We start from the raw sequence: 18705 nt of genomic DNA on the forward strand, positions 1-18705 counted from the left end.
TACAAATAGCTTTTTCATTTTTATAAAGGAGAGATGAATATATGGTACAAGCATCAGACTACACCAACCCCTTGATCGTCCAACGGGCGGATCCTTACATCTATAAGCACTCTGACGGGTATTACTACTTTACCGCTTCGGTCCCCGCTTACAACTTGATTGAGATTCGTCGGGCTAAAACCTTAAACGGGTTGGCCAACGCCGCTCCTCGAACCATCTGGCGTAAGCATCCAGATGGAAGCGGTGCCATGAGCCAGTTGATTTGGGCCCCTGAACTACATTACATTGACGGCAAGTGGTTTATCTACTTCGCTGCTTCCCACACCAAGGAATTTGACCATAACGGTATGTTCCAACACCGGATGTACTGCATCGAATGTGATAATCCAGATCCAATGCGCGATGAAGCTGACTGGATTGAACATGGTCAGATTAAAACGCCACTGGACACGTTCGCCCTCGACGCCACGGTCTTTGAAGTGCACGACAAGCTCTACTATGTTTGGGCGCAAAAGGACCCCGCTATCAAAGGCAATTCCAACATCTATATTGCGGAAATGGAAAACCCTTGGACGCTCAAGACTAAGCCCGTCATGCTGACGAAGCCCGAATATGATTGGGAAACCAAAATTTTTTGGGTCAACGAAGGTCCCGCAGTCTTACACCGGAACGGTCGGTTCTTCCTGACTTATTCTGCAAGCGCTACCGACGAAAACTACGCCATGGGCATGTTAACCGTTGACGAAAACGCAGACCTCTTGGATGCCAGCAATTGGCACAAATCCAAGACCCCCGTTTTCCAAAGCAATATGCCAATTCACCAATACGGTCCCGGCCATAACTCCTTCACCGTAGCGGAAGACAACAAAACGGATATCTTAGTTTACCACTGCCGGAATTACACCGATATCAAGGGTGATCCCCTTTATGATCCGAACCGGCACACGATGGTACAACCATTCACCTGGAACGATGACGGGACACCAAACTTCGGTAAGCCCGTCCCATACAATTATCAATAGGCAGGGCATGCCTAATTATCATTTCATAATGATTGGAGAGAAATGAATTGAATAATACACAAGCTGAGTCGAAACACTTTTGGGGGTTTCCGATCACCCACTTTAGTTACTTCTTCATTTGGGCGGTTGTTAACGGTTATTTAACCCTCTGGTTAGAACAAGTTGCTCATCTGAACGGGACTGAGTCCGGGGCCGTCTTCTCCATGATGGCAGGGATCTCATTGATCTTCCAACCCGTCTTCGGGGTGGTTTCCGATAAACTCCTCTTCAGAAAAGACTTAATTTTAACGATTTCTATTGCCGGAATTTTAATTGGACCTTACTTCCAATGGGTTTTCATGCCAATTCTGCACATTAACGCCTTCTTGGTCGCCTTCATCACTGGGATTTTCTTAAGTTTCATCCTTAACGGTGGTGTTTCCGTTATTGAACAATACGTTCAACGGGCTAGTTTGGCTAACGGCTTCGAATACGCCCACTCTCGGGTTGGTGGTTCCGTTGCCGGGGTTGTCGCTTCCTTAGTTGCTGGTCGTGTCTTCCTCTGGGAACCAAATTCCATTTTCTGGGCATGTACCATTGCCGCTGTTATTTTAACCGGTTTATTGATTTTTAGTGATAAAATTGATATGGATAATGCTTCGGCTGCTGGGGACACTTCTAACTCCCTGGATATGAAAACGGTTTTATCCGTCTTCAAAATTAAGAACCTCTGGGTTTTAGCTATCTTCTACATGGGGGCTTCGGCGTTATTCGACGTCTTTGACCAACAGTTCATCATCTTCTTCAAGACGTTCTTTAACACTGCTGCTCAAGGGACCCTGGTTTACAGTTACATGAGTTCCGCCCAAACGGCCATTGAATTCTGCTTGATGTTCCCAATGCCATGGATCATCAACAAGATTGGTTCGCGGAACGGGTTAATTATTTACGGTTTCTTGACTTGTATCCGGATCCTTGGGTCCGCACTGTCACCTAACTGGATGTGGATTGTCGGCTTCCGGTTGCTAGCTGGTCTGGAAATGCCATTGCTCTTAACGTCCATCATGAAGTACATTGCCGGTGCCTTCGACATTCGGCTGTACGCGACGGTTTACGCACTGGCGTCCAACTTTGCTAAGCAAGTCTCCGTCTTCATCTTCTCCTCGGTTGCCGGGAAGATGTACGATATTATCGGCTACCAACATACTTACGTTATCATGGGGATTGTCGTCTTCGTCATCACCTTGTTCGCTGCCTTCATGCTCAAGAAAGAAGACCCTGTTCAAGCTGGTGAAGTCGAAGCTCCTGAGACCGCAACTGCAACATCTGAATCTGTTAGCACCCGTGATTAACAACGCTTCATTAGGGCGTTGACTAATCACCTGAAAGGGGGAAACCAATTCTAATGGTTTCCCCCTTTCTTTTTACTAAATCAACATGGAGGTTATCATATGCAAGGAAAATTAACGATTGACCCTAGCAACCAAATTGCAAAGGTTGACGATCGACTCTATAGTTCTCTAATTGAACACCTGGGCCGCGCAGTTTATGAGGGCCTATACGACCCGGATAGTCCACAAGCGGATAAAGATGGCATCCGACAAGACGTCGTCAAAGCCGTTAAAGATCTCAATATTGACTTGGTTCGCTACCCCGGCGGGAACTTTGTGTCCGGCTTCAATTGGGAAGACAGCGTGGGTCCCAAAGACCAGCGTCCGACGCGTTTAGACTTAGCTTGGCGGAGTATCGAAACGAACCAGTTTGGTCTGCACGAGTTCATGAAGTGGACCAAACAAACCGGAACTCGGCCGGACATGGCCGTTAACCTGGGAAGTCGGGGCATCGATGCGGCCCGCAACCTAATTGAGTATTGCAACTTCCCCGGGGGGACCTACTGGAGTGATCTGCGGAAGAAGAACGGGGCCAAAGAACCCTTTAATATCAAGACTTGGTGCTTAGGAAACGAAATGGATGGTGACTGGCAGATTGGTCATAAGACCGCTGCAGAATACGGTCGTCTCGCCCACGAAACGGCCAAAGTCATGCGCCTAGTGGATCCCGATATCGATCTGGTGGTCAGCGGCAGTTCAACCCGAGAAATGGCCACGTTCGGCAGCTGGGAAGAAACCGTCTTAGACCACACCTACGACGATGTTGACTTCCTGTCGCTGCACCGCTACTATGATAACGAAGAAAATGATTTGCATAACTTCCTGGCTAAGTCGGTGGACTTCGACGAATTCATCAGTGGTATCGTTGCCGTTTGCGACGCCGTTAAGGCCCGTAAGCACAGCGATAAGACGTTGAACCTGGCACTGGACGAATGGAACGTTTGGTACCACTCCCACAAGCAGGACGATGAAACCGCGCCGTGGCAACAAGCACCGCACTTGCTAGAAGATCACTACAATTTCGAAGATGCTCTCATGGTTGGTACCATGCTGATCACCCTATTAAAACACGCCGACCGGGTCAAGATTGCTTGTTTAGCGCAACTGGTCAACGTCATCGCCCCAATCATGACGACCAAGCAAGGCATCTGGTTACAATCCATCTTCTTCCCCTTCATGCAAGTCTCCAAGTACGGTCGGGGAATCGCTTTGACCCCACAACAAACCGCTGATACTTACGACAGCAAGGACTTCAAGGATGTTCCTTACCTGGACAGCATGGCCGTCTACAACCCTGACCAAAACGAAGTGGTCATCTTTGCCGAAAATAAGGGTGAACAAGCCATGGACTTCACCACGACTCTAAATGGCTTCAACGTCGACCACCTCGAAGCAGCCACCCAGTTCTGCGGGTACGATATCAAGCAGACCAACGAGGACCAAACCATGAAGATCCAACCGCACGACCACGTGAACGTGACCGACGGCGTCTTAAAGACCCAACTCGAACCGCTCTCCTGGAACATGTTCCGCGTGAGCGTTATCGCTTAGTTTCATGAACCACTTGCTCCCACAACCTTAGGTCAAAAAGTCCCCCAACCGTTAATGGTTGGGGGTCTTTTTAGACGACGAATTTACAATTGAAGTGCAACAAGTAAGAAAATAAAAATAGACTCCTAGCCTGAGTCCTGTAGAATGAAGTCACCATAACAATCATCTAAAGGAGTTCTTAGGCTATGAGTCCATATACACATCTTACCTTAAAAGACCGCGAATGCATACTGTTAGGTGTAACTTTACACCATACTTACCAGGTTATTGCCAATCAAATCGGTTGTTCCAAAGCCACTGTGTCACGAGAAATTAAACGCAACGGCGGTCGGGGCGCCTATTCCGCCGTAAAAGCCCAGCAGAACTATCAACAGCGCCGATTAAAGAGTCGCCGCCTCAGGGTACTGGAGAATTTAAAGCTACGCGACTTTGTCCTTCACTGCATTCTTCAACGACAATGGTCACCCGAGCAAATCGCCGGTCGTTTATCTTTAGAGACCAGTAATTGGCATATCAGCTACAACACGATTTATCGCGGAATTGAACGAAATAATTTAGGCGTTAAACGTAAAAGTCATGGGGCTCGAGGATTCGCTCGAAAGTTACGACATCGTGGGAAAACTCGTAAGGTTAAAGGAACTGTCAACGAACGACGTGGCCGTTTTAATAATGTCCCATCAGTCCATGAACGACCAGTCTCATGTGAGAATCGGACTCGTTTTGGCCATTGGGAAGGCGATACCGTTCGCGGCAAGGTCGGGCGTTCGGGTTTAGTGTCACTGGTCGACCGTAAGTCACGATACCTTCTGTCTGAGCGTGTACCCAAAGTGAATGCCAAGAATGTGACCCAAGCGATGATCGACCTCCTGCATACAGTCACACCTAAACGCGTTCGTACGCTTACACCAGACCGAGGTACAGAGTTTGCGGGTTATCGTGAAGTCGGTAAAGAGCTTGGTATCTCAGTCTATTTTCCAGACCCGCACGCACCACAACAACGTGGGACCAACGAAAATACCAATGGTCTCATCCGAGAGTATTTTCCCAAAGGAACTGACCTTGATGAACTGACCGATCAAGATATCGCGAAGTTTGTCAGGAATTTAAATAATCGCCCCCGTAAGGTCTTAGGCTGGAAGACACCATCTGAAGTTTTCTTCGGTAAAAAGTTACACTTGATTTGACAATTCGTCACTCTCAGATGAGCACTCATTGCAAGTACTCTAGTCATCTTCGCTACTGTAATAAATCTTGCATTTGATGCCCTGATCATGATTCCCGAATTGCCGGCCAAAGATGGTGCACCCGCCAACGTAATTGGCATTGGGTTTGACCCCGATGCGCAGCGTCCAAGAATCCCCCGACAGATCCAAGTCAGAGATTAACGTATCACTCGCGTAGTGGCCATCGATAAATGACCCGTGCTTGGAGACTCGAAAGAGTTTCAAGATACCATACTGGTTCATATCATCGTAGACCCAACTGGGGGTCAACCGCCCCCGCGTATCGGAAAAATCACCGGGACTTTCCCAGTAGCCGATTTCTTTGCCATTGAGGGTTAAGAAGAGATCCGATTTCCAATTGTTATTCGAAAAGGGAAATTCTGAACCTAACTCCAACGAAATCTCAATCATTTCAACGTGTTGTTGGTCTTCAATAAAATTAGGAATCTGGTACTCGACGTACCCCTTAGAAAACCACACCATTCCCGCCTTATCCCGGTCGGGCGTCATAAAGTATTTCGGATTATCGACTTTTCCAATGAAGCCGTGTTGGCCGGCGAGACCACAAGATGGTTTCACGTCATACTCCGTATACTGACCTACGGGGACCTCGATCTCCTTGAAGTCGTACGGCACGTAAAGCTGCTTGGGAAAACTAACGTTGATATTATCCACCCGTAAGCTAGAGATTCGCCGGGTCCCCTGTTTTTCGGTGTGGATGATGTTCGCTGCTTCCAGTTTATTTAAATGCATGATAGTGATCGTGCTACTTAAATGCAACGCCTGCGAAATTTCTTTAACGTTCATCTTGTTTTTAGATAACAAATTAATAATTTTTAGCCGCACCGGGCTATCCAGCGCTGTAAACACTGGAATTGATTTTTCAGTAATATCCACGTCCATTGTAAAAATCCCCCTGCCATCATTTTATGCCGCATCCACGGTGTGTTTTCATTTGAAGACCAATAAAACTAGGTGCTTCACTCCCGATAAATACCGAAAATAAATCACCTAGTCTCGTTTTTGGTCTTTATCTATATCTACCACTTTGAACTTATAATACCATCAACTAGGTTTAAAAGCTCATGACTACTGCGCCACAATTTGCTGGGCCCGTTGGCTGTACCGTTTGGCGGTCCCTAAATAGCGGGTCCAAACGATATCCAGTACGATTAAAACGACCGGAAAACTCAACGGTAAAACCGCTAAAATGTAGCACAGAGCGCTAGTTAGCACGAATACCCCTAAATTCTTGGGTAAATTTAAGATAAAGAACACCAGCGCTGTTTTCAAAGATTTAATGGGTTTAACACGTTCGTAAACCCCAATCACCTGAATACAGAACCAAATTCCAGTGACCAGTACGGCCAAGATCAACATCACACTTCCCAGCAAAGTGTTGACCAAGCTGGATGACGCAAGTGTCTTGAGGTTGATTAGACTGGTAGTCACCGATAACGCCCCAATGATGAAGGTAACGGTGTACCAAAGCCATTGTTCACGTAAGTATTTAAAGAATAGCGAACTAACGGCAGCACCATGCCCGGTGACCCGAAAATCGTTCACAACCCGCAAGGTCGCGTGAAAGGTACACCCGAACGTGACGATTGGTAAACTGACAACGATCAACATTGCCGCCAAGACAACGTAATCCCATAAAACTGCAAGTGACGTTGCAATTGGGCCATCTGAGTATTTCATCATGGTTTATTCCTTCATTCCTGACATAGCTGAACCTTGGATAAAGTACTTCTGGGCGAACATGTAAATGATAAACAGTGGCAGCATGGAGATAATGGTCCCCGCCATCACTGGCCCATAGTAGGTAATGTGTTGGCCACCAATTAAGGCTAACCCAGCGGCTAACGTCCGCATACTCTGGTCCGTGGTCATTAACATTGGGTACAGCAGGTCGTTCCAACTGCCCATCAAACTAAAGATGGCCAGCGTGATCAACTGGGGCTTCGCCAACGGTAACATAATCCGGAAGTAAATCTGAAATTCATTCAGGCCGTCCAGCCGCGCCGCTTCGGCTAAGTCTTCCGGGAGCCCCACGAAGAAGGAACGCATCATGAAGATCCCAAAGGCCGTCGTCGCATGCGGTATGATTAACCCGGGATAAGTGTTGATCATCCCAAACTCACTTAATTCCATAAACAGTGGAATCATGGTAATGGCAAACGGGATGAACATGGTAACCATGACCACGTAGTAGAAGAACGTCCGGCCACGGAATCGCATCCGCGCTAAGGCATAACCCGAAAACGAATCCAATGTGATGGAGATAACGCAGACCCCCACCGCGTAAATCATGGTATTGATGATGTAACGCGTCATCGGGATAGTTTTCCAAATGTCGACATAATTTGCCAGCGTGTAATGCCCGGCAAACATCTTCGGTGGATAGTTGATGATATCCGCTTCGTTCTTAAAGGAACTAACCAGTACCCACAGGAATGGGAAAACAACCGAAATCAACACGATAATCAGTAAAATATTCGATAGAACCGAATGTTTATTTGTTCGTTTCATAAGACTGATTCCCCTCCTATCTCATTTGGTTTTCTTTATGCGTCATGTACAGGTTCGACCCGACCGCTAGAATCGCGATGATGACAAACAGAACCGTCGCAACCGTCGAGGCGTAGCCTAGTTCATAAGGTGCCGCAAACCCACGATTATAGATGTACTGCACCGTAGATTCGGTTTTAAAGTTTGGTCCCCCACCGGTCGTGACGAAGATTTGGTCAAAGACCTGCATGGAACCCGTTAAATTCGTCAACACGCAGAACCCTAAAGCGGGCACACATTGTGGAATCGTAACATGGAAGAATTGTTGCATCCGACTCGCGCCATCCATTTCAGCCGATTCGTAAAGACTCGGCGAAATGGCCTGAACGGCCGTCAACATGATGATCATCGTGACCCCGAAACTCTTCCAAACAGTCAGAAAAGCAATCGTTGGCATGGCCCAGTGAGCATCACCGAAGAAATCCGGTGACGTCATCCCAATTTCCTTCAATAAATGAGGGAAAAGGCCAATGTTCGGATCAAGCAACATGTTGAAGACTAACCCAATCGCAGTTAAGGAACACACAACTGGGATATAGAAGGTTGACCGGCAGAACCGGTTGAACCGGGTATTTCGAGCTAGGGCTGCCGCGCACAGGACCCCAACTAAGATTTGAACGGGTGTTTCTAGCACGGTAAAGTAAACTGTGTGCCAGATTGAGTTAACCGCCCGCGTGTCCGAAAAGAAATGAACAAAATTTTGTAGCCCAACGAATTTCGTACCATTGAAGAAAATGTTGACGTCGAAGAAACTCATCCCGAGTCCAATAACTACTGGAATAAACGCAAAAATCAGTAGGGCAATTAATGACGGTAGGATGAAGAGATAACCGACGTGTTTGGGCTGATTCCAGTACGTCTTTATCCGGGACCATCTGGATGTATTTTCCATAATAACAACTTCCCTCCCAAAATGTTCGGTATAATTTTATACACTGATAACCATTCGTTGGCATCAGTGTATAAAATCGGTCGTTTAACCCTAATTACTAGGATTATGGCGAACTAATTATTATCTTTCAGGATCTTATTGATCTTCTTATCAGCCAGCTTCAATTGTGTATTAACATCACTCCCCGTCACAACCTTGTTGCACATTGGGGTAATAACATTATTTGTAATGTCAGATGCGTGAACATTACCAGACCACATAACCTTAGAATAACTGGTTTGCTTAGCCAATTCAGAAATAACTGGATCATTCTTAATTTGTTTATCAGCCGCAACGTCCTTCAGATATGGCGCACACTTGTTTTCTTGGCTCCAACGCTTACTGATCTTCTTGGAGTTCCAGTACTTCACGAAGGAGTAAATAGCTTTGGTCTTACTGTCATCAGTACTGGATGGAATCCCAAAACCAACCCCGGCTAACCAAGCTTGCTTCTTCCCATTCTTTTCCAAGGTTGGGAACTGTGTAACCCCATAATTGATCTTGTTCTTGATCATCCCTTCGTTCAGCCATGGACCACTGACTTCCAAACCTAACTTACCGGCAAACATTAGGTTATCAACGGCAACCCCTTGGGTACTTGGGTTCCCTAAATTTTCAACGTACATCATTTGACGGAATTGATTCAGCACTTTCCGGTTAGCCGCGTTGTTGATGGTCGACTTCGTTTCCGACTTGTTTAGAATTGACCCACCGTAAACCAGTGACCATTGCGCAAAGTCAGACCAGTAAGTCCCCTGAACACCGTTACCTAAGGCTTTAATGCGCTTAGCGTAATTCATGTACTGGGCAATCGTCTTAACTTTACTGTTAGGGTTGATGCCAGCCTTCTTGTAAAGATCCTTGTTCCAGTACAGATAGTTTCCTTGAACTTGCATTGGGATGAAGTAGGACTTGCCATTAATCTTCCCCATGTTAACCGCTGATTTTTCAAAGTTAGACTTATCAACGCCCTTGTAGTTGTAGAAATTCGACATGTCTTTCATGGTACCGTTATGTACATAACCCGCCATGTCACCATAATTCATCGCTACAAAGTCAGGTGCCTTTTTTGCCGTGATGGCCGTTGGTAACTTTTCGTTGAAGTTATCCCAACTCATTTGGTCCATCTTGACCTTAACGTGGTCTTTATTTGTCTTGTTATAGTCTGCCACGATTTTCTTTAAGTTTGTCCCGTCAGAGGCCGTAAACCCATTCCAAAAAGTAATGGTGGTCGTCTTCGAAGAACTACCGCTGGAACTCTTATTGCTGTTCCCACATTCGGTCAAGGAAAGCGCTGCCAATACGGCTATTGCTAAAACGGACAACTTTTTCCAACTATGTGTTTTCATAATATTGTTTCTCCCCTTTGAGTTATTTAAGGACTAATTCAGTCTCTGGATCGAAGAAATGAACCCTATCTAAATCAAAACTGGCAACCTTTTTAGTGCCCGGCTCCTCATGATCACGGGCATTAACTTTAGCAATATAGTTCTTATCGTTTACCTTGCAGTAAAGTTGTGATTCATTCCCTAATAATTCCGAAACCACAATTTCACCGTTGATGGTCGTATCTGGATGTGCCACCACGAATTCTTTATCCACACGAATATTTTCCGGACGAATTCCTAGAATGATTGACTTCCCTTCGTAACCTCTCTGGATTAACTTCCGGGCTTGTTCTGTCCGTAATAATAGCTGAATTCCATTCTTTTTATCCGTTAAATATTTACCGTCAAAATCCAAAGTAAAGAAATTCATTGGCGGAGCTCCAATAAAGCCACCAACAAAGACGTTGACTGGGTTATCGTATACTTCGGCAGGTGTCCCAATTTGCTGAACCGCGCCGTCCTTCATGACTACGATACGGTCCGCCATCGTCATGGCCTCTGTCTGGTCATGAGTGACATAAATCGTCGTCGTATCCAACGAACGGTGTAACCGGGCAATTTCGGTCCGCATGGAGACCCGCAACTTGGCATCCAAGTTAGACAGTGGTTCGTCCATCAAGAAGATTGGCGCATCACGGACAATTGCCCGTCCTAAGGCGACCCGTTGCCGTTGCCCACCGGACAAAGCACTGGGACGCTTGGGCAGGAATTCGGTCAACCCCAAAATGGTCGCCGCGTGCTTTACCCGCTTATCAATCTGATCTTTATCGTACTTCCGCATCTTCAACCCAAAGGCCATGTTTTGGTACACCGTCATATGGGGGTAAAGCGCGTAGTTTTGAAAGACCATCGCGATGTCTCGGTCTTTCGGGGCCTTGGTGTTGGCTACCTCGCCATTAATCTTCAAGGTCCCTTTCGTAATTTCCTCCAACCCTGAAATCATCCGCAACGTCGTAGACTTTCCACAACCGGAAGGCCCAACGAAGACGATGAATTCCTTATCTTTAACTTCCAGGTTGAAGTCGGTCACACTGTATTCGTCACTACCGTCGTATTTTTTATAAATGTGTTCCAGCGATACACTTGACATGTCTGACCACCTTTTCGCTTTAAACTAATATGACTTACTTCTTCTGAATCTTCACCGTCACAACACTCATATTTGGTAACTGGCAATAAACCGTCCGCCCTTGGACTTGTACCTGATCAAAGGACTTAAGTTGGACACGGTCTGGGTCCTCAAACGTGTTGTGCGCATTAGCCTGCTCCTCATGCAGAATTTGTGCATAGGTCACGTCACCCAGGTCCGCTGGAAAGTTGATTTCAACTGAATCATTGGCTGTCAGACTGGTGTTGCAGAACGATAAGATATCCTCACCATCCTTTTCGGAAATCGTGTAGCTGACGTCGCTTCCCTGACTGTTATACGCTGCTAATCGTTGGGCACCTTGGTGGAACCGATACATTAGAAAGACAAAGTAGGTTGGGGTCAACAACATTTTGTCGTCATCGGTTAAGACCATTGACTGTAACACGTTCACCATCTGTGCGATGTTGGCCATGTGGACCCGTTCCGCGTGTTTGTTGAATATGTTTAAAGTCGTCGCTGCTACCATCGCATCTCGCAACGTATTCTGCTGATAAAGAAAGGCGGGATTCGTCCCAGCTTGTTCCTTGAACCATGAGCCCCATTCATCGACAATCAAGTCAACTCGGTGTTCGGGGTCATACCGATTCATGCGTACCGAATGTTCATGAATTAGGTAGTCCATCTTCTTAGCACTGTTAAGTAAGGATCGCCATTCATCATCGGTAAAGTCGATGGCATCACCCTTATGCTCCCACAAATCAGTTAATGCATAGTGGTGTAAACTAAGCCCATCCATGTACGGCCCCGCGTTCGCCATCAGGACGTTCGTCCAATTGAAATCATCGATGTTGGGGCCACACGCAATTTTATAAATTGGATGTTGCCCGTATTGCCGGACGAAAGTCTGAAATTGACGATAAACATCGGCATAGTACTCGGGTCGCATGTTGCCGCCACCACCCCAAGTTTCGTTACCAATGCCTAAGAATTTCACGGCCCACGGTTCCGGGTGCCCGTTTTGTGCACGTAGTTCAGCCATGGTCGATTCACCGGACGCGGTCATGTACTCGACCCAATCCGCCATTTCTTGAACCGTCCCACTGCCAACGTTACAATTAATATAGGCTTCGGTACCTAATTGCCGACAAAGCTCGAAGAATTCATGGGTCCCAAAGGAATTATCTTCCGTGGTCCCACCCCAATTGTTATTCACAATCTTACGGCGTTTGGCCGGGTCACCGATACCGTCCCGCCAGTGATACTCATCGGCGAAGCACCCGCCAGGCCATCGAAGTACTGGTACGTGGAGCCGCTTCAACGCATCAATCACATCGGACCGTAACCCATTGACGTTGGGAATATCACTGTCTTTGCCGACCCAGAGACCGCCGTAAATGCCTCGACCAAGATGTTCCGAAAATTGGCCTTGCAAATACTTGCTTAATTTAACGGGCGTTCCTGGATCGGCTTGAAGATTAATCTTCATACTATCCCTCCTTCAATAACTCATTTAGTAATTCTTTTAACAATGTTTATGATAGCGCTTACATAATCACTCGTCAATAGCATTTTGATTACTTTTAAGATATTTATCGGCTTATATAAACCTATACATGATTGTATTTACGCTTAAATTTACTAATTTGCAGCTATTATGAACATATATGTTATTATCTGGACTTACCATTATCCTAATAAATCGTTTAACTAAAAATCATCTGGATAAATCAAAAATAGGGTTAAAGTAGCCTTTATTGTGAAAAAAGTATCAATATCTTTTGCTGTTAATTTGGGCTAAATTAAACCGGCGGCTTAATGAATCTTATCCATCAAACCGTCGGCTTATCTAACTAAATAGCCTTATTAATGATTAATCTCCCGTATTACCGCCATAAAGGCTTCCCCATACTTCTCCAGCTTACTTTGCCCAACCCCGCGAACGGTTAAAAACTCTGGAGCCGTCTGCGGGAGAATCGTACACATATCATGTAACGCCCGGTCAGAGAAAATGACGAATGGCGGGACATGCTGTTGTTCTGCTAAATCACGCCGTAACGTCCGCAACTGATCAAACATGGCATCGTCTTCAGGCGTCAATCGTTGTGCTTGCCGAGCCATCTTTCGGTAGACTGTCTGCTCGCCCTTGAGGACTCTAATTCCTAGTTGGGTAACTTGCAATGTGGGGTACTGGCCACCCACGCTTTGCAAATAACCGGTAGCCGTCAAGAAATCAATAAGTTCACCGACACTCTTCTGGCGTTGATTTTTCATAATGCCGTACGTCGGCAGCTGATCGAGTTGTTGGTCCAAGATCCGTTTGTTCTTAGCGCCCGTCAAAACTTGGGCGACGATGCCCTTACCATAGCGGGAACGCAACCGAATCACACAAGATAAAACCTTTTGCGTATCGGTCGTGACGTCCTGGGCTTCACGGTCATCTTGACAATTACTACACCGGCCACAAGGTTGGGACTGCTCCCCGAAATAAGCCAAAATAAATTGCTGTAAACACCCCTGCGTATTGGCGTACTGACTCATAACCTGTAGTTTCTGGTAGGCCCGCTGCTTATGCACCTCATCCATTTCTGACTGGTCAATGAAGAAATGTTGAATCTGGAGGTCCTGGGCACGGTAAAGCAAGATGGCCTCACTCGGCAAGCCGTCTCGACCGGCCCGCCCCGCCTCTTGATAGTACGCCTCAAGCGTTCCTGGAACCTGTGCGTGAATCACAAACCGAACGTTGCTCTTATCGATTCCCATGCCAAAGGCGTTGGTCGCCACCATCACTTGCACCCGGTCGTACAAAAAGTCTTCCTGGTTTTGCCGGCGCACCTCATCTGTAAGTCCCGCATGATACTTGGCGACCTTAATCTTGCGTTTACTCAGTAAGGCGGTCAACCGATCGACTTCCTTACGCGTACTGGCATAAATAATCCCGTCCGCATCAGCATTGACGTGCAAATAATCCAGAACGTAGCGGTCCGTATCCTGATTTTTGACCACGGTCAAATTAAGGTTATTACGTTCAAATCCCGTGTTGACCTCATTATCAGCCGCAATCCCAAGTTGTTGACAAATATCTGTCGCAACCTGTTCCGTCGCGGTGGCCGTCAATGCCAAAACTTGTGGGTGGGTTGGCAATTGTTGGATAACCGTACTTAACGCCAAATAACTGGGCCGGAAATCATGCCCCCATTGAGAAATACAATGGGCTTCATCCACCGCCAATAAATCAACGGGAAGTTGGCCCAACGCCTGTAAAAAAGCCGTTGACTCCAACCGTTCTGGAGCGACGTAAAGGAGTTTGTAATCTCCTCGATGTAACGCCGCTAACCGATCTTGGATGGCGGGCCAATCCAGGCTACTGTTGATGTAAGTTGCCGGGACGCCACCATCATTGAGCGCGTCGACTTGGTCCTTCATCAAGGAAATCAGAGGTGAGACCACCACCGTGATACCGTCAAACAACAATGCCGGGATTTGATAACACAGTGATTTTCCACCCCCCGTAGGCATGATGGCTAACGTGTTGTCCCCCGCAAAAACGTGGGTCAGCACTGCCCGTTGTCCTGGCCGAAAATCATCGTATCCAAAAGTTGTCTTCAAGACCCCTTGGGCCGCCGCTAAATCCATCCTAAAAAGCGCTCCTTTATTGTAATCAGTGAATCTATTTTACCGGCAATCGCTACTGAGGACAACCACCAGTCAATCAAGCCCACCCTTTCTCTTCCTATAACGCGTTGATTTATAAATCGAAATGGTAAGCCGTCACGATGGGCGTCCGCTGGGTGGTCACGTCCTGAAAATAGGTAGTTTCACAAATGGCATTGAACGATCCCGCAATATTGAAAACGTTGGTGTAACCCAAATTTTGCAATGCCCGGGTCACGTTATAACTGCGTTTTCCCGTCGCACAGTGGAGATAGACTGGCTGGTTATGGGGAATCTCGGCCAGCCGTTGCCGGAATTGGCTCATCGGAATATTACGAGCCCCTTTGACGTGCCCGTTGGCAAATTCACCGGGTTCTCGGACATCGATAATCAACGCATCATGGGCCACTAATTCCGGAACTTGGCGCACATCGACCTGGTGATATTCGTCGTTGAGCAGATTTGTGGCAACTAAGCCAGCCACGACCACCGCATTCTTTGCTGGACTGACCGTCGGCTGGTAAGCCAATTCTAAGTCAGCCAGATCTTCAACGGTCCCGTGTTGAGCCATCACCGTCGCAATCACGTCGATTTGCCGGTCAATAGTCTTGCCGATACCTTGGGCACCTAACACCGTGCCAGTCATGGGCGCAAACAACACCTTCAAATATAGATGGTGAGCATTGGGAAGTAAATCGACTTTATCGCTTGGAATGACCAATGCACTGCGAACAGCTAAGTGCGCCGCCTTTGCCGCTGCTTCCGTCAATCCCGTCGCGGCAGCTTCCAATTCAAAGACCGGAACTAACTGGGAGCCCAATACCCCGCGGGTCCGTACTGGCCGACCGTAAACGTGATCAACAGCCCGGCGAGCCGCCATTTGAGCTGGCAATGCCAACGTTAATTGCGTTGGCTGATGTGTCAATGCACTGGTGAGTTCTACAGCATCCCCAATAGCATAGACATGCGGTAAACTAGTCTGGTAGTGCTGATTGACCTGAATCGCACCGGTCGTCCCCAACTTGGCACCCGCCTTTGCGGCCAGAGTTGTGTTGGGCTGAACACCTAACGCCAAAAGAACGGCTTGGGCCGGAATCTGTGTGCCATCTGCTAGGTCTACCGTAGTCGTTGTAATTTGACTAACTGCTTGGCCTAGCTGTAAATCCACGTGGTGGTCCAGCAGTTGCTTATGCACCAACTGAGCGAGATCACTATCCAGCATCCCTGCTAAGGCCTGATTCTTTTGATCAACCAGGGTGACATGATAGCCGGCCCGGGTCAGATTTTCAGTGACTTCCAAGCCAATAGCACCGGCACCTACAATCGCCACGTCGCGCACTTTCTGAGTCGTTAAGTAATCATCAAAATGCGTGACATCAGGAACCGTGCGCAACGTAAAGACATGTCCCTGGTCACTGCCCCGTAAATTTTGTGGTCGTAACGGGGTCGCCCCGGGGGCTAAGAAAAGATCGTCGTAAGCAGTTGTTTGCGTTTTTCCGGTAACCCGATTTTTAACGTGCACCGTTCGGTTAACCGGGTCAATGGCCGTTACCTCATGGTTGACCACGGCGTCGACGTTATATTGAGCCTTGAATTGTCCTGGTGACATCATCACCAAATCTGTTGCGTCAGCCACAGTCCGTGAGAGGTAGTACGGTAACGAACAGTTCGAAAACGACACGTACGGTCCCCGTTCATACATCGTAATTTCAGCCGTTTCATCTAATCGGCGCGCCCGTGCCGCCACCGAGGCCCCACCAGCAACACCACCCACAATCACAATTTTCTTTCCCATTACTCATCGCTCCTTTACAGTTGTAAACAAACTACCCTTTCAGTCTACGAACTATCCGAACTGAATGCAAGAAATCATAGTCCCGCAGTCTACAGGGTGATTCGTGTTCAGCTCCGACTAATGCTATAATACAGGTTAACTTAACAAAGGAGTGTCGCATGTTATGACTAAGCGTATTAAAGGTTCCTGCACCACGATCTTAGTGGGAAAAAAGGCCTCCATCGACGGTTCAACTATCATCTCACGTAACGATGACGGTCATGAAGCGCTCGACCCCGAACGGTTTGTCGTGGTTAACCCCGCCGACCAACCGCGCCACTATCAATCTGTCATCAGCAAAGTTCAAGTTGAGTTGCCGGACAACCCGTTACGGTATACTTCCATTCCTAATTCTATTCTGACCAACGGTATCTGGCCGGCAGCCGGCATCAATAGCGACAACGTGGCAATGTCCGCCACGGAAACCATCACTACTAATTCCCGTGTGATGGGGATCGACCCTTACGTTGATGGTGGGATTGGCGAAGAAGACCTGGTAACCTTGGTTCTGCCTTACATCCACAGTGCCAAAGAAGGGGTCGAACGTCTCGGCGCCCTGTTAGAAAAATACGGGACTTACGAACCTAACGGAATTGCCTTTTCCGACCACGACGACGTTTGGTGGTTAGAGACCATCGGTGGTCACCATTGGGCGGCTAAGCGCATCCCCGATGATGCTTACGTGGTCGCCCCTAACCGGATGAACATCGATACGTTCGATTTCGATGCCGACGACACGTTGGCTTCCGCGGACTTGCAGGCGATGATTGACCAATACAATTTGAATCCTGATTTTGATCAAGTCAACCTACGCCACATCTTTGGCAGTGCCACGATTAAGGACACAGTTTACAACAACCCGCGGGCATGGTTCGGTCAAAAATACTTCACCCCAGACGTTACCCAGGACCCGATGGAACAGGACTTACCCTTCATCTGCCATGCTAACCGCAAGATTAGTATCGAAGACGTGAAGTTCGTTTTGAGTTCCCATTTTGAAAACACCAAGTATGACCCGTACGGCTCTGGTTCCGAAACCGACAAGACTTTATTCCGACCAATTGGTATCAACCGGAACCACGACGTGCATATCTTACAAATCCGAAACAACGTGCCTGCAACCGTTGCCGGTATCCACTGGTTAGCCTTCGGTGCCAACACCTTCAACACAGTAGTGCCCTTCTACGCTAACGTTAACGATACCCCGGCCAGTTACAAGAATGCCGACGGTAACTTCAACCTTAACGATATGTACTGGCTCAGTTGCACCACGGCCCTCTTAGGGGATACCGATTACGATCTCTATGTCGACTTCCGCAATACTTTTGCTCTAGAAGCCATGGGCGCTTACCGTAAGATTCAAAACGATACCGATGCTGCCATTGCTGATCAAGCTGACCCAACGGCTTTCTTGGCTCAGGCTAACGACCAATTGGCCGCGGAGTCGCTCAAGCGGCAAACCAAGTTACTCGGTGACATGGTCATCATGGGCTCTGAACACATGAAGTTACGTTATAACTTAAACGACTAAGCACTGATTATGAACAGTCCCCGTCATTTCGACGTGGGGCTGTTTTTGGCGCTGGTGTCGTATGCGGCGCCGCTAACCATTGCCGAAACGACGCCACGTAATAATCATCAATCAGTCGGTCGTGGAACCGATAAAAAGCTGCATTTTGCATCATGATATAACCAATCAATGCGTGCCGGTCGGTCACCGGCACAGGTTGCCGCGTTCCTTTAACTTGCCGGATTACGCAGACTTGCGTTGGCCACGCCAATTTATAGTCTGTCTGCCGAGTCAAATAAGCCCCTTTCTCATATCGAGCGACCCGGGCTGCAAACTGAAGTTGGTCCCCCACTAACAGTTCTCCTAACTGTAAAAAGCCTAACGTGTAGTTAAACCAGAGGTGATCCGTAATCAAGCGGTGCTGGTCATCATAAATATCTCGTAACAGTAGCGTTGGCTGATAATGGTCCCGGTAACTCTTGTAGCCGGTCCGGACAAAGGTTCCCTGAAAAAAGTGGCGGTCTTGGCTCCCCAAATGTGCTAGTTGTCGTCGCATCCCGTTCT

The 18705-nt window shown here is 47.5% G+C and carries 15 protein-coding genes; 5 read left to right on the forward strand and 10 right to left on the reverse strand.

Annotation, left to right across the window (positions count from 1 at the left end; translation table 11 throughout):
- Positions 1-41 precede the first annotated feature (41 nt).
- From H3M12_RS11600 to H3M12_RS11615, 4 genes are all read left to right on the forward strand, one after another.
- Positions 42-1022, forward strand: coding sequence for a glycoside hydrolase family 43 protein (locus H3M12_RS11600; RefSeq protein WP_129031409.1), 981 nt, complete (start codon positions 42-44; stop codon positions 1020-1022).
- A 47-nt stretch (positions 1023-1069) separates the two neighbouring features.
- Complete coding sequence (locus tag H3M12_RS11605) at positions 1070-2353, forward strand: oligosaccharide MFS transporter (RefSeq protein ID WP_129031410.1); 1284 nt, start codon at positions 1070-1072, stop codon at positions 2351-2353.
- 99 nt (positions 2354-2452) lie between these two features.
- Entirely contained in the window at positions 2453-3943 is a 1491-nt protein-coding gene (gene arfA, locus H3M12_RS11610) for an arabinosylfuranosidase ArfA (protein WP_129031411.1), read from the forward strand.
- A gap of 185 nt (positions 3944-4128) precedes the next feature.
- A complete protein-coding gene (locus H3M12_RS11615) occupies positions 4129-5127 on the forward strand; it encodes an IS30 family transposase (RefSeq protein WP_182150575.1) in 999 nt (332 codons plus the stop codon).
- Between the two features lie 39 nt (positions 5128-5166).
- On the opposite strand, the gene H3M12_RS11620 is transcribed toward H3M12_RS11615, so the two are convergent.
- The 9 genes from H3M12_RS11620 to H3M12_RS11660 all read right to left on the reverse strand — a co-directional run bounded on the left by H3M12_RS11620 (position 5167) and on the right by H3M12_RS11660 (position 16592).
- Positions 5167-6069, reverse strand: coding sequence for an ArsR/SmtB family transcription factor (locus H3M12_RS11620; protein WP_129033173.1), 903 nt, complete (start codon positions 6067-6069; stop codon positions 5167-5169).
- A gap of 186 nt (positions 6070-6255) precedes the next feature.
- Positions 6256-6867 carry a hypothetical protein gene (locus H3M12_RS11625; protein WP_129033174.1) on the reverse strand — a complete coding sequence of 204 codons (612 nt, stop codon included), beginning with the start codon at positions 6865-6867 and terminating at the stop codon, positions 6256-6258.
- 6 nt (positions 6868-6873) lie between these two features.
- On the reverse strand, positions 6874-7698 hold the full coding sequence (locus H3M12_RS11630) for a carbohydrate ABC transporter permease (protein ID WP_129033175.1): 825 nt from the start codon (positions 7696-7698) through the stop codon (positions 6874-6876).
- Between the two features lie 16 nt (positions 7699-7714).
- Positions 7715-8629: a carbohydrate ABC transporter permease gene (locus H3M12_RS11635; RefSeq protein ID WP_129033176.1), complete on the reverse strand. Its 915-nt coding sequence runs from the start codon at positions 8627-8629 to the stop codon at positions 7715-7717.
- A gap of 113 nt (positions 8630-8742) precedes the next feature.
- Positions 8743-10017 (reverse strand): extracellular solute-binding protein, encoded by a 1275-nt coding sequence (locus H3M12_RS11640; RefSeq protein ID WP_182150732.1) that lies wholly within the window; start codon positions 10015-10017, stop codon positions 8743-8745.
- 22 nt (positions 10018-10039) lie between these two features.
- Positions 10040-11146, reverse strand: coding sequence for an ABC transporter ATP-binding protein (locus tag H3M12_RS11645; protein WP_129033178.1), 1107 nt, complete (start codon positions 11144-11146; stop codon positions 10040-10042).
- Between the two features lie 34 nt (positions 11147-11180).
- Positions 11181-12632: an alpha-N-arabinofuranosidase gene (locus tag H3M12_RS11650; RefSeq protein ID WP_129033179.1), complete on the reverse strand. Its 1452-nt coding sequence runs from the start codon at positions 12630-12632 to the stop codon at positions 11181-11183.
- Between the two features lie 377 nt (positions 12633-13009).
- On the reverse strand, positions 13010-14779 hold the full coding sequence (gene recQ, locus H3M12_RS11655; RefSeq protein ID WP_182150733.1) for a DNA helicase RecQ: 1770 nt from the start codon (positions 14777-14779) through the stop codon (positions 13010-13012).
- A gap of 112 nt (positions 14780-14891) precedes the next feature.
- Positions 14892-16592, reverse strand: a complete 1701-nt coding sequence (locus tag H3M12_RS11660) for an FAD-dependent oxidoreductase (protein WP_129033181.1) — start codon at positions 16590-16592, stop codon at positions 14892-14894.
- 163 nt (positions 16593-16755) lie between these two features.
- Between H3M12_RS11660 and H3M12_RS11665 the strand changes: the two genes are divergently transcribed.
- Positions 16756-18162: a C69 family dipeptidase gene (locus tag H3M12_RS11665; RefSeq protein ID WP_129033182.1), complete on the forward strand. Its 1407-nt coding sequence runs from the start codon at positions 16756-16758 to the stop codon at positions 18160-18162.
- 7 nt (positions 18163-18169) lie between these two features.
- Here the strand turns inward: H3M12_RS11665 and H3M12_RS11670 are convergent, their stop codons facing one another.
- Positions 18170-18697: a hypothetical protein gene (locus H3M12_RS11670; RefSeq protein ID WP_129033183.1), complete on the reverse strand. Its 528-nt coding sequence runs from the start codon at positions 18695-18697 to the stop codon at positions 18170-18172.
- Positions 18698-18705 lie beyond the last annotated feature (8 nt).

Source organism: Levilactobacillus suantsaii (assembly GCF_014069315.1).
Lineage (GTDB): Bacteria > Bacillota > Bacilli > Lactobacillales > Lactobacillaceae > Levilactobacillus > Levilactobacillus suantsaii.

Bases quoted from the DNA above. Each gene is read 5' to 3' on its own strand.
- H3M12_RS11600 (WP_129031409.1), top strand. From the start codon at position 42: ATGGTACAAGCATCAGACTACACCAACCCCTTGATCGTCCAACGGGCG.
- arfA (WP_129031411.1), top strand. From the start codon at position 2,453: ATGCAAGGAAAATTAACGATTGACCCTAGCAACCAAATTGCAAAGGTT.
- H3M12_RS11615 (WP_182150575.1), top strand. From the start codon at position 4,129: ATGAGTCCATATACACATCTTACCTTAAAAGACCGCGAATGCATACTG.
- H3M12_RS11620 (WP_129033173.1), bottom strand. From the start codon at position 6,069: ATGGACGTGGATATTACTGAAAAATCAATTCCAGTGTTTACAGCGCTG.
- H3M12_RS11625 (WP_129033174.1), bottom strand. From the start codon at position 6,867: ATGAAATACTCAGATGGCCCAATTGCAACGTCACTTGCAGTTTTATGG.
- H3M12_RS11630 (WP_129033175.1), bottom strand. From the start codon at position 7,698: ATGAAACGAACAAATAAACATTCGGTTCTATCGAATATTTTACTGATT.
- H3M12_RS11635 (WP_129033176.1), bottom strand. From the start codon at position 8,629: ATGGAAAATACATCCAGATGGTCCCGGATAAAGACGTACTGGAATCAG.
- H3M12_RS11640 (WP_182150732.1), bottom strand. From the start codon at position 10,017: ATGAAAACACATAGTTGGAAAAAGTTGTCCGTTTTAGCAATAGCCGTA.
- H3M12_RS11645 (WP_129033178.1), bottom strand. From the start codon at position 11,146: ATGTCAAGTGTATCGCTGGAACACATTTATAAAAAATACGACGGTAGT.
- H3M12_RS11650 (WP_129033179.1), bottom strand. From the start codon at position 12,632: ATGAAGATTAATCTTCAAGCCGATCCAGGAACGCCCGTTAAATTAAGC.
- recQ (WP_182150733.1), bottom strand. From the start codon at position 14,779: ATGGATTTAGCGGCGGCCCAAGGGGTCTTGAAGACAACTTTTGGATAC.
- H3M12_RS11660 (WP_129033181.1), bottom strand. From the start codon at position 16,592: ATGGGAAAGAAAATTGTGATTGTGGGTGGTGTTGCTGGTGGGGCCTCG.
- H3M12_RS11665 (WP_129033182.1), top strand. From the start codon at position 16,756: ATGACTAAGCGTATTAAAGGTTCCTGCACCACGATCTTAGTGGGAAAA.
- H3M12_RS11670 (WP_129033183.1), bottom strand. From the start codon at position 18,697: ATGCGACGACAACTAGCACATTTGGGGAGCCAAGACCGCCACTTTTTT.